The organism is Aliivibrio friggae (genome assembly GCF_057368515.1).
Genome location: NZ_CM170649.1, coordinates 923116 through 938625, shown reverse-complemented (window position 1 = coordinate 938625; position 15510 = coordinate 923116). Strand labels below are relative to the sequence as shown.

At 36.9% G+C, this 15510-nt stretch carries 17 protein-coding genes; 3 read left to right on the top strand and 14 right to left on the bottom strand.

Features of this window, described 5'->3' with window-relative positions:
- The first annotated feature begins 36 nt into the window (after positions 1–36).
- Positions 37–1917: an alkaline phosphatase D family protein gene (locus tag AC2INI_RS17640; RefSeq protein ID WP_486305869.1), complete on the top strand. Its 1881-nt coding sequence runs from the start codon at positions 37–39 to the stop codon at positions 1915–1917.
- Positions 1918–1954: 37 nt separating this feature from the next.
- On the opposite strand, the gene AC2INI_RS17635 is transcribed toward AC2INI_RS17640, so the two are convergent.
- Complete coding sequence (locus AC2INI_RS17635) at positions 1955–2092, bottom strand: hypothetical protein (protein ID WP_099047787.1); 138 nt, start codon at positions 2090–2092, stop codon at positions 1955–1957.
- Between the two features lie 181 nt (positions 2093–2273).
- On the opposite strand from AC2INI_RS17635, the gene AC2INI_RS17630 reads away from it, so the two are divergent.
- Positions 2274–3221 carry a ChaN family lipoprotein gene (locus tag AC2INI_RS17630; protein ID WP_122032710.1) on the top strand — a complete coding sequence of 316 codons (948 nt, stop codon included), beginning with the start codon at positions 2274–2276 and terminating at the stop codon, positions 3219–3221.
- A gap of 102 nt (positions 3222–3323) precedes the next feature.
- Here AC2INI_RS17630 and AC2INI_RS17625 read toward each other — a convergent pair whose 3' ends face one another.
- From AC2INI_RS17625 to AC2INI_RS17575, 11 genes are all read right to left on the bottom strand, one after another.
- Positions 3324–3842 (bottom strand): DUF3833 domain-containing protein, encoded by a 519-nt coding sequence (locus AC2INI_RS17625; protein WP_486305868.1) that lies wholly within the window; start codon positions 3840–3842, stop codon positions 3324–3326.
- A complete protein-coding gene (locus AC2INI_RS17620; protein WP_486305867.1) occupies positions 3842–4345 on the bottom strand; it encodes a chalcone isomerase family protein in 504 nt (167 codons plus the stop codon). The genes AC2INI_RS17625 and AC2INI_RS17620 overlap by 1 nt, the downstream gene beginning before the upstream one ends.
- Positions 4293–4862, bottom strand: coding sequence for a DUF2878 domain-containing protein (locus tag AC2INI_RS17615; protein WP_122032708.1), 570 nt, complete (start codon positions 4860–4862; stop codon positions 4293–4295). Before AC2INI_RS17615 ends, AC2INI_RS17620 begins: the two co-directional genes overlap by 53 nt.
- Before the next feature lie 80 nt (positions 4863–4942).
- The gene (locus AC2INI_RS17610) at positions 4943–6217 is read right to left on the bottom strand and encodes a class I SAM-dependent methyltransferase (RefSeq protein WP_486305866.1); all 1275 of its coding nucleotides are present in this window, start codon (positions 6215–6217) and stop codon (positions 4943–4945) included.
- Between the two features lie 10 nt (positions 6218–6227).
- Positions 6228–6959 (bottom strand): DUF1365 domain-containing protein, encoded by a 732-nt coding sequence (locus tag AC2INI_RS17605; RefSeq protein ID WP_122032706.1) that lies wholly within the window; start codon positions 6957–6959, stop codon positions 6228–6230.
- Positions 6956–8233, bottom strand: a complete 1278-nt coding sequence (locus tag AC2INI_RS17600) for an NAD(P)/FAD-dependent oxidoreductase (RefSeq protein WP_122032705.1) — start codon at positions 8231–8233, stop codon at positions 6956–6958. Before AC2INI_RS17600 ends, AC2INI_RS17605 begins: the two co-directional genes overlap by 4 nt.
- Positions 8233–8970: an SDR family NAD(P)-dependent oxidoreductase gene (locus tag AC2INI_RS17595; RefSeq protein WP_486305865.1), complete on the bottom strand. Its 738-nt coding sequence runs from the start codon at positions 8968–8970 to the stop codon at positions 8233–8235. The genes AC2INI_RS17600 and AC2INI_RS17595 overlap by 1 nt, the downstream gene beginning before the upstream one ends.
- Positions 8967–9395 (bottom strand): nuclear transport factor 2 family protein, encoded by a 429-nt coding sequence (locus AC2INI_RS17590; protein WP_122032703.1) that lies wholly within the window; start codon positions 9393–9395, stop codon positions 8967–8969. The genes AC2INI_RS17595 and AC2INI_RS17590 overlap by 4 nt, the downstream gene beginning before the upstream one ends.
- Before the next feature lie 124 nt (positions 9396–9519).
- The gene (locus AC2INI_RS17585; RefSeq protein ID WP_045104093.1) at positions 9520–10173 is read right to left on the bottom strand and encodes a ChrR family anti-sigma-E factor; all 654 of its coding nucleotides are present in this window, start codon (positions 10171–10173) and stop codon (positions 9520–9522) included.
- Positions 10166–10783: a sigma-70 family RNA polymerase sigma factor gene (locus AC2INI_RS17580; RefSeq protein WP_486305864.1), complete on the bottom strand. Its 618-nt coding sequence runs from the start codon at positions 10781–10783 to the stop codon at positions 10166–10168. Before AC2INI_RS17580 ends, AC2INI_RS17585 begins: the two co-directional genes overlap by 8 nt.
- Positions 10784–10993: 210 nt before the next feature.
- Complete coding sequence (locus AC2INI_RS17575) at positions 10994–13030, bottom strand: EAL domain-containing protein (RefSeq protein WP_486305863.1); 2037 nt, start codon at positions 13028–13030, stop codon at positions 10994–10996.
- A 207-nt stretch (positions 13031–13237) separates the two neighbouring features.
- On the opposite strand from AC2INI_RS17575, the gene AC2INI_RS17570 reads away from it, so the two are divergent.
- Complete coding sequence (locus AC2INI_RS17570; RefSeq protein WP_162922448.1) at positions 13238–13552, top strand: c-type cytochrome; 315 nt, start codon at positions 13238–13240, stop codon at positions 13550–13552.
- On the opposite strand, the gene AC2INI_RS17565 is transcribed toward AC2INI_RS17570, so the two are convergent.
- Both AC2INI_RS17565 and AC2INI_RS17560 read right to left on the bottom strand, forming a co-directional pair.
- The gene (locus tag AC2INI_RS17565) at positions 13519–14751 is read right to left on the bottom strand and encodes a cysteine desulfurase-like protein (RefSeq protein WP_122032699.1); all 1233 of its coding nucleotides are present in this window, start codon (positions 14749–14751) and stop codon (positions 13519–13521) included. The genes AC2INI_RS17570 and AC2INI_RS17565 overlap by 34 nt on opposite strands.
- Complete coding sequence (locus AC2INI_RS17560; RefSeq protein WP_122032698.1) at positions 14735–15391, bottom strand: 2OG-Fe dioxygenase family protein; 657 nt, start codon at positions 15389–15391, stop codon at positions 14735–14737. Before AC2INI_RS17560 ends, AC2INI_RS17565 begins: the two co-directional genes overlap by 17 nt.
- Positions 15392–15510: the final 119 nt, after the last annotated feature.

Here is a 15510-nt window from a genome sequence, read left to right as displayed (position 1 = left end):
GATGGTCTCATCTATTATTAAGAGTTGTATTAATTGATGTCTAAATCACTACCGTTAGTTCTTGCTGGGCCTATTATTAGAAAATCGAGTGCGACTGAAGTCAACTTATGGCTAACGACTTCAGAACGCCTCGAAGGTCATACCCTAATTCAATGGGCAAATAACTCACTTGAGTTTATGATCACCGATCTGCAATGCATTCAAATCGGTCACCATGCTTGGGTATATCTACTGCAATGCCAAGCGGACTTTCCGGTAAATCAAGCTCTCGAATACGATATCATCACTCAATATGGCGCATTATCTGGTTTGTTACCTAATGCGCTTTATTCTAATGAATCTCTATTTTCATTCATCATTAAAGACAAAGCAGATTATGTCTTACATGGTTCATGTCGTAATCCTCATTATCCTAGCAAAGACAGCTTAGTCATCGCCAATCAACAATTGAAAACACAAGCGCTTGAAGAGAGAGCTTCGCTATTAATGATGAGTGGCGACCAGATCTATGCAGATGATGTCGCAGGACCGATGTTAATGGCAATTCAGCAAATCATTCCTCAACTAGAGTTATTTGAAGAATCGCTTCCTGATACCGCGATCCCAACAAGTACTTCGCTTTACGCCCATCAACATAACCTTTATCAACGTGATAAGCTTTTGCCGCACTATGTTGATAATACTAATTTTCTTTCTCGATGGAATCTATATAAGTCTCGTCCCATTTTTAGCTCCAGTGAGCACGAAAATCATCTAATCACCTGTGCCGAATTCTTCGTCATGTATTTATTAGTTTGGTCGCCTGCATTGTGGGAATGTGTAAGTCTACCCGCGTCACTTCCTGATCCTGATAATAAATTAGATAAAAAATGGCACGCTTGCTGGAAAACAGAAAAAATCATTATTGACCAATTTGTGCAAGGGTTAAATGACGTCCAGCAACTGTTTTCGCATATACCGACTTACATGATCTTTGATGATCATGACATCACTGATGACTGGAATTTAACCATTGGCTGGGAGAATGCCGTTAATGGGCATCCACTCGCCGCTCAAGTCATTGGTAATGGCTTAATGGGCTACTTTCTGTGTCAGGGCTGGGGAAATAATCCTGAGCAATTTGATGACGCATTTTTAGATGGTTTCCGTCAACTCTTTAATGATTATAATCATGAGCAGCATACGCAACTTATCAGAGATTTAACCCGATTCGAGCAATGGCATTACTCTATCCATACGATGCCTAAAATCGTGGTGTTAGACACTCGAACTCGTCGTTGGCGTTCTGAATCCAATACTAATAAACCATCAGGTTTGATGGATTGGGAGGCAATGCTTGATTTTCAGCATGAGCTTATTGGACAAGAAGCGATCATCATCGTCTCTGCTGCGCCTATTTTTGGGGTTAAATTTATTGAAGCCCTGCAAAAAACAATGACTATGTTAGGACAACCGTTAGTGATTGATGCAGAAAACTGGATGGCTCACCCAGGCTCAGCGAATACATTATTGAGTATTCTTACTCACCCTAAAACACCACAAAACTTTGTCATTCTATCTGGTGATGTGCATTATTCTTTCGCCTATGACATTAAATTGCGTCACAGTAAATCAAGCCCTGATATCTACCAAATTACTTGTAGTGGGTTTAAAAACGAGTTTCCTAATGTCTTACTTCGTTTTTGTGATTTTATGGACAGAGTACTCTATAGCCCACACTCTCCATTAAACTGGTTTACAAAGCGTAAGAATTTATTAGTCACTAAACGAGATCCATCCGTTATCAATAACGATAAGCTAATTAATAAAAGTTCAATTGGGGAGTTAAGATTAGATGAAAAAGGCAAGCCGGAGCAGATTTCGATTTTAACCGCGGAAGGACAATCTATTTCCTTCTTGCCTAAATCAAGTGATTGAATCACTTTTTATATTGAAAATAATGAGAATTGAAAAATTAATCGTTCAGAGTGGTATCAGTGCCACTCTCAACTTCTATTGAATTATGGAAGTATAGACCTGCTTCAATTGCGTCTAGCCACTCTAATTCCACTTCTTCATGATACCTAGTTTTCTCAAGGTAATTTGCACTCATATGAATATCCTTATGTGAGTTTCAAGATCCCGATTATACGAGTCTTGAGTTGCAATACTGTGACAGAGATAGAAGAACGAATTCAAATCACACCACTATAAATGGTAATGATTATTATTAAGATTGAATTATCTCTCGTTTTATCCTAATCTATAAGATTGTTCTCTACTGAATCTCTATTATGAAATCCACCGTTTTATTGTCTTTTGTTGCGATACTTTTACTGTCAGGTTGCAGCCAACAAATTCAGCCAACACCAGTTCCCTCTCAAGCTATCACCAGTTTCTATGATTATCAATTACTCTCACCAACAAGCTCTCCTTTGTCCCTTAGTGCTTTACCTCAAGAGATAATTGATGCTGATGTAATTCTTATTGGTGAATGGCACACTCATGCCGCTATCCACCGTTTTCAAACGGATCTATTTAAGCAACTCTCTGCAACAGAGCCTAAATTAGCATTATCTATGGAGCAATTCAGTCGTGATAAACAGATGGTTGTGGATGAGTATTTAACAGGACAAATTGGCGAACAAACATTAATGTCAGAAGCTAAGGCATGGCCTAATTATGAAAGTGATTATCGCCCATTAGTTGAAATCGCAAAGGCTGAAGGGCGTGATATTATCGCAGCAAATGCTCCAAAACCAATCGTAAAATGCATTGGCCAACAAGGTATTAGCTATTTAGATAAACTCGATGTTGATGAAAAGTCATGGTTAGCTAAAAACATCGACCTTGCTGAGTCCCCTTATAAGTCAAAATTTTTAGCTTCTATGCATCATGGTGACGAAGAACAAACTCAAAAACAATTTGCAGCTCAAATGACGTGGGATGCCACGATGGCAGAAAGCATTGTTAATTACTTAGCGCTACACCCTAAAGCGCAAGTCATGCATATTGCAGGAAAGTTTCATATCGAAAATGGTCTAGGCACTGCGGCACAAATAGTAAAATTAAACCCTAAGCTTAATGTCGTGGTTATCACTCCGGCAGAAGAAGTTACTACTGACGACTCTGATTATCAATTAAAGGTTTTAGCCCCACCAAAACGCTTTGTGAAACAAGAGAACATGATGAAAGCATACAAAACGATTAAAAATCGTAACCATGATCTTGTATGTAAATGATTAAACAATAAGAAATAAAAAACCACTCACTTCGACGAGGGAATCAAGTGAGTGGTTTTAGTTTAGTGGTATGTTTCATTTCAAGGTGTTTACTAACTTCTTTTATTTTCGGATAACAAGTACAACTTCACCAACTTGTATACCCCACTTATATATTTCTGTTTGATTAATAACAACATTATCTGAAATTTGATAAATCCAATCATCAAATTCAACTTCATAGTGTGAATCATCTACCTTTAATATCATCGAGTATTTCCAATTAAGGGCGTTTCCTACACTTTTACCATAAGCAGTTTCAAGGATATCACTGGCCGTTCCTGTATATGAGTTATCGCCTAGATCTTGAATAATCCACGTTCGTTCTTGCTCTTCACCGTCATTAAATAAAAACTGCTCGTCTAGCGTTAATGTGTCTCCATCCCATTGAGCTTGAAGATCGACAGTGAATGTTCTAATAACCGTGCCATTGAAGTCTTTTACTATCCCTTCTGCTTTTAAATCATCTTGAAAAAATGATCTCATTGAAAATTCAGGGCTAGTGCCTGCGTAATCATTAATGTCTTGAGAAGAGCACCCTACTAATAGAATACTAAAAATAAATAGGACTATCTTTTTCATTATTTATCTCCTATCAATTCAAGACGTAGATCTGGATACGTTGTTTTTTCAGATACCCAAATATCAAGAAAAAGCTGAGAAAAATCTTTATTTGCTATTGTTCCAATAGGTTTATCATTTAGAAAAAACTGATTATTCCCTATCTCATCAATGCTAAAAACCAATTTATCTTCAGGTTTCACATCAGGAAATACTTGTTCTAATTCAACCAACCATGAGTCTAAATCAGGGTGTTTAATTGATTGCTCTTCCCACTGATCTTTAGTCGCTTTAATTAGGTTTTCTTTAGTAATGTTACGATAATATTCAATCTCAAGTGCTTGTGGATATTGACCATAGACAAACTGACCTGAAGTGGTAAACAGTTGTGCTTCATACACTGAAATTAAAAACCATGACAATTCTGACTTTCCGCTGCTTTGTAGACCTTGTAATGGGGCTGCAAACACACTATTTATTGTTAACAGGCTTACTATGGTGAGTATACTTATCAAGCTTTTCATGATCCTTCCCCTCATTATTTATTCTTGCTCTTAAACGCTTTTGAATAATAATAAATACGGGTAGATTGACCGCCCAGATCACTCCAATTGAAAATAAAGTGATTTGATATGAATATGAGAAATCCACAGCACCTAATCGATGACCGGCTAAATAGTTTAATGGACCTGCAATAGCACCAATTAAAGCAATAAGTCCAAGATTGAAACGAGATAACCACCCTAAGCTGTGATTGATAGCAAAACCAAAATGACACCATAATAAAATAAGCCACACAGGTATAAGTACATCATTAGAGAATTGATATACGCCTGTAAAAGACAGTAATACGTCCCCAAAAACACCTAACATCGAAATTAAAATGAATAGATAAAAGTCAATTTTCCGTGTTGGAGATACCAATAGATGAAGCAATATTGAAACGAGTAAAAAAGGAACCGCTTGCTGTTGATAAAGGATCACTGCAAACCAAATCAATTGAAACCAGACTGCATTGATTATAGGGAAATAACGTAACATTGAAGCCTCCTACCATACCAACCTAAATAAGTCGTAATTCAACTACTCCCTCAGATTGGTATGAAACAAATACTAATTGGCTAATACACCCCGTTTTGTGGTTTCGCAGCCACTAAATGCACAGTGCTGATCTTGCGTTCTAAAAAACCACCTTCGCAGTAACAAAGATAGAACTGCCATAAACGAATAAAATCATCGCCATAACCCATCTGTTTTAAATCACTATTTGCATCGTCAAAACGTTCATACCAATGGCGTAATGTTTTGGCGTAATCTAAGCCGATGTCATGTAGTGAAGTAATCACCATATCTGTGTTTTGTGCCACTTTATTTGCCATAACACTAACTGAGGGTAAACAGCCCCCTGGAAATATATAACGCTGGATAAAATCGACGCTTTTACGGTATTGGTCGTAACGTTGATCTGCAATGGTAATTGCTTGAATTAACATTTTACCTTCAGGTTTAAGGTGTCGACTGCATACATCAAAGAAAGTGCTTAGATATTCGTGTCCCACCGCTTCTATCATTTCAATCGAAACTAATTTGTCATACTGACCTTCAAGAGTACGATAATCTTGCTTTAGAAGCGTAATTCGGTCTTCTAGACCTAAGGCTTTTACTCTCTGCTCTGCAAAGTCATATTGAGCATCAGAAATTGTCGTCGTGGTAACATTTACGCCATAATGCTGTGCTGCATAAATAGCTAACGCTCCCCATCCCGTGCCTATTTCAAGTAAGGTTTCACCTTCTTTTAGTTCAAGTCGCTCACAGATAGTGTGTAATTTAAATAACTGAGCCTCTTCCAAGTTTGCATCGGCATTAGGATAGATAGCACTTGAATACAACATTTCTTTATCCAGAAACATTTTGTACATTTCATTACCGAGATCATAGTGCGCTAAAATGTTCTTTTTAGACCCTTCTTTGGTATTTTTATTGCGCTTGTGGTTGATTAAATCAAAAAATTGAACCAGTTTACTAAAGCTATTTTCTACTCTATCAAGTACGCCTTCTTCACGGCCTAACACTTGAATAACCTTTGTTAAGTTTGGACTTGTCCACCAACCAGCAACATATGCCTCACTCGCACCAATACCACCACCGAATAAAATTTTTCGATACGCTTCGGTATTATTAATTTCTACAACAGCTTGCAAAGAGGCTAATGGATCTCCCAAAACAACTTGCCCTAATTCATCGTTTATCGTCAATGAGGCTTGAGTCATCTTACCTAAGTAATCCAATAACACTTTACGCGCCATACCATCAATCCAGCGCATTGGCTTATTGTTTTTATCATTGCTTAGAACTGACTCTTTCAATACTGTTCTCTCTATTTGATTACTAGCCATTGCTCTCTCCTTATTGCTCTGGGTGTGGCACAAACGGGATTCGTTTTATGAATAATTTCAATGCTTGCCAATAAATGCCCCATACTATTTTTACGGTCATTACGGGAATAGAGATCACTTGTTCACGTATATTTTTTGAATTAAATTCTTTTCGTGTCATAGCGATCGTTGCATCAAAAATTTTTTCTTGTTCTTCATCTAAACCACGGTTTTCTAAATGTAATGATAATCGCTTGCTTGGCGCTTTAATAAACCAATGATATTTCATATTCAGATCCAAAAAAGGCGATACATGAAAGGTTTTATCTATGATTTGCTCAGAGCCAATTTTTATTAAGTAATAGTGAGTTTGATTCCACGGCGTATTACTCACTTCAGCCAGTAAATCCGTCAATTCATCTTGTTGGTTATAACAGTAATAAAAATTAATTGGGCTAAAATAAAGCCCAAAACAACGAACCTGTCCAACAAAAAGCACTCGACCTTGGCTGTTATTTCCACCCAATTCACTCACTTTATTCCACACCGATTCTTTTAAAGATTCATCCTGACTGCCAAGATAATCAGAACGTCGAAAACTTAGGGGAGCAAAACGCCCTTTTTTGAACCACCCCACCTGTTCTGTTTTTTCTAATTCATCCAAATCTAAGGCGATAAAGAACATCTGATAACTAAAACTATGCGCCTTAGTTTGAAATCGTCTGTGCCTTACGTCACCGTGATAAAGGCAAGAATTGATCATAGGCTAATCCCAAAACGTTGGCATACATCAAGCGCACTTCTTACTCCGTCTTCATGAAAACCGTTATACCAATAAGCACCAGCAAAGTGGGTATGGTGTCGACCACAAATTTCTTCTCGACGAGCTTGTGCTTCTATGGTGTCTGTATTAAACACAGGATGATCGTATTTATATGAACCTAATATTTTATCTTTATGAATCAAAGGGGAATTGTTTAAAGTGACACAAAATGTTGTTTCTTTAGTTTCTAATCCTTGAAGAATATTCATGTTATAAGTCACACTGGATGGGTTATTTTTATTCCCCGTATCCAGATGATAATTCCAAGCTGCCCATGCACGTTTTTGTATTGGTAATAAGCTCTCATCAGTATGCATAACGACTTCATTTTCTTGATAAGTGAGTTTACTTAGCACTATTTTTTCAGCGGTTGTAATATCACTTAACATTGCTAGTGACTGGTCGCTATGACAAGCTAATACCACTTCATCAAAGTCATGCTTGTCTTCACCATTTATCTCTAACGTTACTCCTCTAGGATTTCGAGTCACACTGGTTACTGGGCTATTTAAATGAATTTTATCTTTAAACGTCGCAATCAGAGGTTTTATGTATGAATGAGAACCATTAGGCACCACATACCATTGAGGTCTATTCGCAATATCTAACAGGCCATGATTATGGAAAAAACGAATGAAAAAGTGTAACGGGAATGCTTTCATGTCTTGTAAGCTGGATGACCAAATAGCCGCACCCATCGGCAAGATATAGTGCTCAGAAAAATAGCTACTGTATTCATTACGGTATAAGAAATCACCTAACGTGCCATCAACATCAAGATCGATGTGATCATCACTGTGCTCCACACTCCACATCTCTTTACATTGTTTATTAAAGCGTAAAATCTCACTAATTAAGGATAAAAATTTAGTATTAAATAAGTTTGAGCGTTGAGCAAAAAGCGTATTCAAATTATGGCCATTATACTCAAGACCAGAAATAACATTTTTAACACTAAAACTCATTTCTGTTTCTTGCCCAGATAAACCAAGTTGAGTTAATAACTCAATGAAGTTTGGGTAAGTTCGATCATTAAATACAATAAAACCAGTATCAATATCCCACTCTTTTCCTTCTGCTTTTACTCGTTTTGTTGCGGTATGCCCACCAATATAATCATTAGCTTCAAATACTGTTACATCATGTTCTCGTGATAATAAATGCGCGCACACCAATCCTGAAATACCTGTACCAACTACTGCAATTTTTTTCATTATCGTTTCATCCTTAAAGCGAGCCAGTGCCAAATACGATCTGGGAGACTTCCCATTAAAATTAAGAAACTCGTAAATGGAAATGGAAAATGTATGTGTTTTTTATTTTTATCTATGCCTGCAATTATATGCTCTGCTGCTTTATCAACTTCGATTAACATTGGCATAGGAAAATCATTTTTATTTGTAAGCGGCGTTTTAACAAAACCAGGAGCAATCACACTAATAGTAAATTGTTCCGGTGATATATCTAATTGAAGCGATTTTGCCAAATAATGAATTGCTGCTTTACTTGAGCCATACGCTTCTGCCCGTTGAAATGGTACATAAGAAGCACTTGAACCCATTAATGCTAAGTGACCGCCCTGTTTAATTTTTGGTATTAACGCTTGTAAACAATACCCAATTGAAATGACATTGGTTGTGATCACTCGCTCAAATAATGCAGCATCAAACTGATTCGCGTCATCGATATATTCACATGTACCTGCATTAAGAATCACGGTATCTAGCATTTCAATCGTAGAAAGTGCGTCGAGGATTGAATTACTGTCATCAAGATCAAAAACGACCTCAATTAAACTACCGTTGCCTTTTGCGGTCGTTAAGTAATCTGAATCAACATACCCAGAAAAATTACGACCACACGCATAAACCCGATACCCTTGTTTAAGGTATTTGTTTGTTAAAGAGAGACCAATGCCCGACGTTGCGCCTGTGATTAATATTGTTTTCATGACTGCATTCTCTTTTTAATCAGCTTTACCGCTGAACCAAGAACTGGTAAATGCTCATACAGCATCTGCCCCATGTCTAAGTAATCTCTGTGGTAATACACTCTTTCATTGAATTTAATATGTGAAGTACCATCAACAGAAATACATTTCCCTTTACCTATTTTAGGATGGCTGTATTCCATCGTCCAAAAAAGACTGGCTTCATTATCATTCTCGATAACATGATGAATATGAAACTGACAATTTAAAATATTCTCGTATAAATGTTCAAAATACTCGGTAAGCATAGGAAGCCCATCGATTTGATGTACGGCATCAATAAATTGAATATCATTAGAATAAATTTCAGGAAGGCGATGAAGAGTTGAACGATCTAATTCACCATAAAGTGATATAAATGTAGTAACAAAATTAGAGTGCTTCATGATGATATGTCCTTATTAAACTTATGAAATACTACGTGGTAGCATTCAAAAAAGATCACATCCTGTGATCTTTTTTCATAAAGGAAGTTAGCTTTAACTCAGCTTGCTTACCTATATTTATATATTAGTACAATAAGTTACCTATCGGGTTAAATAATTTACTTATTCCTTGGGTAAAGTGAAGTGGCGCATTTTGTACGGTGTAACATAAACACCCATCAGTGGTTTTAGGGCTATGGGCATGTGAAGAATCTAACCAAATAAAATCACCTTTATGATAATGTCCTGATTCATCTTCAAAGCTGCCATCTAACAATAAAGTTAACTCAAAGCCTTTATGGGTATGCGTTGGGATCACACCACCCGCGTTAATGTGCAGTAAGTTAGATCGTGTCGCTCCCTCTTCTATCAAACGAGCACGACTGACCGCCCCCATTTGATTCCATTTCATATCAACATAACGAGTTAATACACGAGGTAATTCATAATGAAAAGAATCAATAAAGATATGCTCTACCGATGGCTCTTTCAAATAGCTAGTTTCAACCTCGGTATTTAATATACCGTTGAGCATTTGAGAAAAATCAATCGATTCCGCTTCTACTGGTTCTTGCCATGCTTTCGCTGCAAATTCTTGAGTTAATTTCTCTGATTTACGCTTACAATGTTCACACAAATCACAATGTAGCGTCATACCAACAGCAAGAGATTCAGGTAAATCACCGTCAACATGAGAACGTAATAATGCATCGCTAGGATGGTGGGTAATTTTATTCATGCTCATACTCCTGTCTTAATTTGGTTAATGCTAAACGTAGCCGTGATTTAATCGTTCCGATTGGTTCACTAAGTTGCTCAGAAAGCTCTTGTTGAGTCAAGCCTTGTTCATAAATTCCTTCAACAACTACTCGCTGATTACTAGGCAGTACACTGACTGCTTTTTTCAATTTTTTAGTTTCAAGCCAATCTAGCTCTACAGTCTCGACTTGCTTATCAAACAAAGGCCATAACTCATCACTGACCGTATCTTCTCTATTTGATTGCATTTTACGTAACATATCAAAGCTGTGATTACGCATGACGGTAAATATCCACCCAGAGGCATTCCCTTTAACCTGATTAAATAAGGCCGCTTTTCGCCAAACAAGCGTCATCGTCTCTTGAACTAAATCCATTGCTAACGTTGGATCATTGAATTTCTTTAATCCATACGCTCTAATTTTGGGTGCAAACCAAGAAAACAGCTCAGAAAATGCCTGTTTATCTTGAGTTTCTCCTACCAGATTTAACCAAACATCTAGCTTGGCTATCTCTTCTTCACTGTTTATTGGCAGTTGCTTATAACTAGAGTTCACTCGACTGCTAACCTCTATTTGCTGAGTTTGCATATCTACCTCCGTAATTATTTCTAACTATTACGAAAGAGATTCATGTTTGGATCACTCTCTAGACTATAGACGGTTTTAACCTAATAAATCTCAATTAATGTCACTCAATGCGACTTAGCTATTATATAAAACGCAAATAAAAAACCGCTCGTCATAACAGCGAACGGTTTAGTTTACGATAAAAATTATTTAAACTGATATTCGATTTAATTAAGCAACATCATCTTTTAAGCAAGTAATCAGACCAAGATCTATCACATCTTCGATTGGCATTGGTCGATAAAAGAAAAAGCCTTGGATGCATTCAACGCCCAGTGATTGAACAAACTCAAGTTCACTAGACGTTTCTACCCCTTCAACCACAATACCTGCACCTGTGATCCGACCTAATTCAACAGAAAGCCTAAATAGCTTTTGTCCGCGTAATGTATCAATATTCAATAATAATGAGCGGTCAATTTTTACTTTATCAAAATCAAAACGAGATAAGTAGGCAATTGAAGAATAGCCAGATCCAAAATCATCTAACGCGATCTTAACACCTAGAGATCTAAGTTGGGTTAGTATTTCCTTTGTTTTTTCTTCATCTTTAATCAGCAGTTCTTCTGTTATTTCTAGTTCAAGCTGTGAAAACTTTAAATTACTCGTCGTAATAAGACGCGATAACGTTGGTAAAAATGTTGGTACTAATACCGTCTCAGGAGAAACATTAATAGAAATTTTAAAGTTGGGATCATCAGCATAAAGACTTGCTGTCATAATTGCTTTTTCTAATACCCAAAAATCTAATTCCGCCAGTAATCCAAGCTCTGAAAATGACTGAATAAAGGTCGGAGGCGTAATTTTCCCTGAGTATGAACGATGTCGAATTAAAGCTTCTAATGAGACAATCTTGTTCTGCTTCACATTATATTGCGGCTGATAGTAAAGAATGAAATCACCTGTTTTATGCAAATGTTCAACTTCTTTTTGGGCTGCCATATTTTTTGTTAAATGCGGAATATAACTGCCAATCGCCTTAGTTGTATCAATTTTTTCTGAGGAAAAGAATCGTTCAGTTAATGAGTCTAAAGCGGTTCTACCTATGCTTAATTTGTCCATTCTCATAAAAAATGGATAATAAATAGCCATACCAACAAGTAAAATGACACCTTGTAATATCGAAGCTGAAATTGCACCATTAGTTCCTAGATAGCCACCAATGATAGGCGGTGTCATCCAACTTATTACCCCCATAATTGGCGGGACTATGCCCCATAGCGTAGCAAAATAAGCAATAATTAACCCCGCAATAGGAGCAATTAAAAAAGGAACAATCATTATAGGGTTAAACATGATTGGTAAACCGTAAAGTATCGGCTCATTAATATTAAAGATACTTAACAAAAATGCGGCTTGAGCAAGATTTTTATAGCCTTTATTTTTTGCAAAAATCAACACACATAACACTAAACTAAGAGAGTTTCCTGCCCCTCCCATCCCAGTGTAAAAATCATAGAAGTTACTGGTTAAAATAGGCATTGTTCCTTTACCAAGTTCTATTAGTGCCAAACTCTCTTCTGTAACAGCAAAAAGCTCTGACTTATAGCTTGATAGCACCACATGGCCATTAATACCAATTGACCAAAATAACCCACGGCTCAACTCGTAAACAATGCCATCAAAAAGTGACATAGGATCTAATGTTGGCATTTCAAATTCGAGTTGCAAATTATCAAAAACAACGTATTTAAGAACATAACTAACAGCAACAATAAAAATGCTGATTGTAGATACTGAAATAACAAGATTGATTGATCGCTCAACTACGCTAGGTAAATGTGAGTCTTTAAAAAAAGACCATAATTTAAAGTATTGATAACAAGAGCTGACTAAAATAGGAAGAAGAATAGCAAAAGGAAAATTGATTGGAATTGCAGCTGTCCCTTCACCTTCTCCCCATTGAGGGCAAACAATAAAATAAACCAAAATCGAAGAGGTGATAATAGCAATGATAGGCTGTTTATGAAGTGAAGCTAGATATTGAGAAAAGAAGACAACGAGTAAAACTGGAAATAGTTGTGAAATAAGCGTGCTTGTTAAGTGTAAATCTCTGCTGATGCTTGATAATTCAAACAGCTCTGCGCCATTAGAAGCAAGTAAAGAAAACGATGAAAGTAATGAGATAGGAAGTAGCATAATAAATACATTACTAATACCCGCTAAATATTTATTAGACGGAAAGTTCTTCATCAAATAATCAAACACTCATGCCCCTTACAGCTAACTGCACACTCAAATCTTTTATGCATGTTATACTATAAAGCAAACTTGCTCACTTTATTTCCGTAGAAAAATAAGGGGCAACTAAAGTTAATGATAGAAACATAAACTGCATCTCAAAAAGCAATAAATACTCTTGACTAAAAGAAAATGTATTGGCTTAATTAACTATTAATACATAAGGTTTTAATTGTGGCTAAATATTTAATTTTTATAGCGTTTTTTTCATTTAATATCAGTGCCGGCGATGCCAAGCTAGGTAAACTAAAAGCACCAAGTTGTATTTTTTGTCACGGCGAAACAGGAAAAGCAATAGATTCAAGCTACCCTAATTTGGATATGCAAAATGAAATGTATTTATATAACTCAATGAAATCATATCAAAATGACGAACGAAAGGGCCCCCTCGCACAAATGATGAAGGCCCAGCTGCAACGACTTAATGATCAAGACTTAAAAGACATTGCTGCGTTTTATGCCAATGCATCTAATAGCGAAAATAAGTAGTCTATTTCATCGATGGTGTTGTAGTGCATAAATCCAATCCGCACAACACCACCACACTCTTCTAAATTAAGCTGCTTAATCAAACCAAGCGCATAAAAATGTCCATTCCATACACACACATTGTGCGAACCTAATTCTTTAGCTACGACTTCTGGCGTATGGTCTTGAAGTCGAATAGCAAACGTTGGGGTCCGATTAGTGCAGTTTTCAGGATCACTAATACCAAACAATGAAATCCAAGGCCTGCTTTCTAATTTATTTAAAAAATAGTGAGTCAATGCCAATTCATGTTGTTCATATTGAGTAAAACTAGAGATAAGTCTTTCTCGTAAACCCGCCTCTTTTGCTCCCCACTGAGCCAAATACTCAATAGCTGCTGTAACGCCAGCAAGCCCTTCAAAGCTTTGTGTGCCTGTCTCAAATCGGCCAGGCCCTATATTTGTAGCAGGTTCAACTTTATATGGCGACAGCGTTTGTATCCATTTAGGAGAAACATAAGCAATGCCAACATGGGGACCAAAAAATTTATAGGCCGAGCAAGCTAAGAAGTCACAATCAAGATCTTGCACATCGATCAAATGATGAGGGGCGTAATGAACCGCATCAACATACACCATTGCATCAACAGCATGTGCAGCGTTAATTATCGACTTCACATCAACTAAAGACCCTGTAGTATTAGAGGCGAACGTCGTGGCAACTAGCTTGGTTTTATCAGACAACAGTGAAAAAAAATGATCCATATCTAGCGTGCAATCAGTGGTATTAACTCGAACTTGATGAACTATTACCCCTTTATCTTCAGCGGCTTGCTGCCAGCTTGATACGTTCGAATAATGATCCAATGCCGTAACGATGATCTCATCACCCTCTTTCCATTCTCGACTTATAGCTCGACTTAATTGAAACGTTAAGGACGTCATATTGGCACCAAAGACAATATTATTACTGCTTGGTGCATTTACTAATGCAGCACAAGAAGAACGAGCAGTATCCATCACATTATTTGTCGTTTGGCTTGAAAAAAAATGGCCGCCTAAATTGGAATTAGAATAACCCAGATATTCAGTCATTGCTGTCAGTACAGAATTAGGTACTTGAGAGCCTCCGGGACCATCTAAAAACAGTACCGGAAACTCATCAATTTTTTGTGTAAGTGCTGAAAATTGAGAGCGAACTTGATCAGGCGTGAAAGTCATCAACATTATCCTTTGCGGTTAATACAAATACATCCATATGCCCTTCATGACCTTGTTCAATCAATCGAATTGGCTTGCCGTTGTGCCACAGCTTTCTATCATCAACCATAGCAACTTCACCATCTTCTAAAATTTTCCTAAAAAATGGTTCTTCGTTTGAATCTTTGTATACAAGTAATTCTCCTCCTTCGATATTTGATCGATCGATACCAATTAATGCGATATGATCAAAACCATCTTGGTGGACGCCTTCTGGGGCTATCTCGGTTTCTTCGTAAATCGCCGCAATTCGCATTTGATGTATTTCAATCTCTTGACCATTTGGTAAATGATTAAGATCCATAAAGACCTGGCACATTTCAGCCATACCTTCACTGTGTAGGATCTTACTTTCAATACCTTCAAACTCACGAACCACATCACCTTGATAATGGTTAATATCTTCACTTTGCACAAAGTTATGCTTATTCGTCTCGATAACTTTTTCATTCACCATTCGAATAACGGAATAACGCCTTAATCGAAAATTACCATCAGCGTGCATGGTCTGAGGTAGACCAGAAAATGAAGGTGCGAGTTGATGAACCGCAGCGTGACTTAACTGTGTCAGCTGCAATGTTGTATCGTGTGAATGTAACATGATGCCTCCTGCAATAAATTAACATATATCTTACATATCTATTATTTACGCAGAAATGCTGATAAATCAAACCACACAGTGCTTTACTTCACACAAATTTAAAAGTTTAACATATAATC

Bases quoted from the DNA above. Each gene is read 5' to 3' on its own strand.
- AC2INI_RS17640 (WP_486305869.1), top strand. From the start codon at position 37: ATGTCTAAATCACTACCGTTAGTTCTTGCTGGGCCTATTATTAGAAAA.
- AC2INI_RS17565 (WP_122032699.1), bottom strand. From the start codon at position 14,751: ATGACTTTCACGCCTGATCAAGTTCGCTCTCAATTTTCAGCACTTACA.
- AC2INI_RS17625 (WP_486305868.1), bottom strand. From the start codon at position 3,842: ATGAAAAAGATAGTCCTATTTATTTTTAGTATTCTATTAGTAGGGTGC.
- AC2INI_RS17600 (WP_122032705.1), bottom strand. From the start codon at position 8,233: ATGAAAAAAATTGCAGTAGTTGGTACAGGTATTTCAGGATTGGTGTGC.
- AC2INI_RS17635 (WP_099047787.1), bottom strand. From the start codon at position 2,092: ATGAGTGCAAATTACCTTGAGAAAACTAGGTATCATGAAGAAGTGGAA.
- AC2INI_RS17590 (WP_122032703.1), bottom strand. From the start codon at position 9,395: ATGAAGCACTCTAATTTTGTTACTACATTTATATCACTTTATGGTGAA.
- AC2INI_RS17580 (WP_486305864.1), bottom strand. From the start codon at position 10,783: ATGCAAACTCAGCAAATAGAGGTTAGCAGTCGAGTGAACTCTAGTTAT.
- AC2INI_RS17560 (WP_122032698.1), bottom strand. From the start codon at position 15,391: ATGTTACATTCACACGATACAACATTGCAGCTGACACAGTTAAGTCAC.
- AC2INI_RS17610 (WP_486305866.1), bottom strand. From the start codon at position 6,217: ATGGCTAGTAATCAAATAGAGAGAACAGTATTGAAAGAGTCAGTTCTA.
- AC2INI_RS17620 (WP_486305867.1), bottom strand. From the start codon at position 4,345: ATGAAAAGCTTGATAAGTATACTCACCATAGTAAGCCTGTTAACAATA.
- AC2INI_RS17595 (WP_486305865.1), bottom strand. From the start codon at position 8,970: ATGAAAACAATATTAATCACAGGCGCAACGTCGGGCATTGGTCTCTCT.
- AC2INI_RS17630 (WP_122032710.1), top strand. From the start codon at position 2,274: ATGAAATCCACCGTTTTATTGTCTTTTGTTGCGATACTTTTACTGTCA.
- AC2INI_RS17605 (WP_122032706.1), bottom strand. From the start codon at position 6,959: ATGATCAATTCTTGCCTTTATCACGGTGACGTAAGGCACAGACGATTT.
- AC2INI_RS17615 (WP_122032708.1), bottom strand. From the start codon at position 4,862: ATGTTACGTTATTTCCCTATAATCAATGCAGTCTGGTTTCAATTGATT.
- AC2INI_RS17585 (WP_045104093.1), bottom strand. From the start codon at position 10,173: ATGAATAAAATTACCCACCATCCTAGCGATGCATTATTACGTTCTCAT.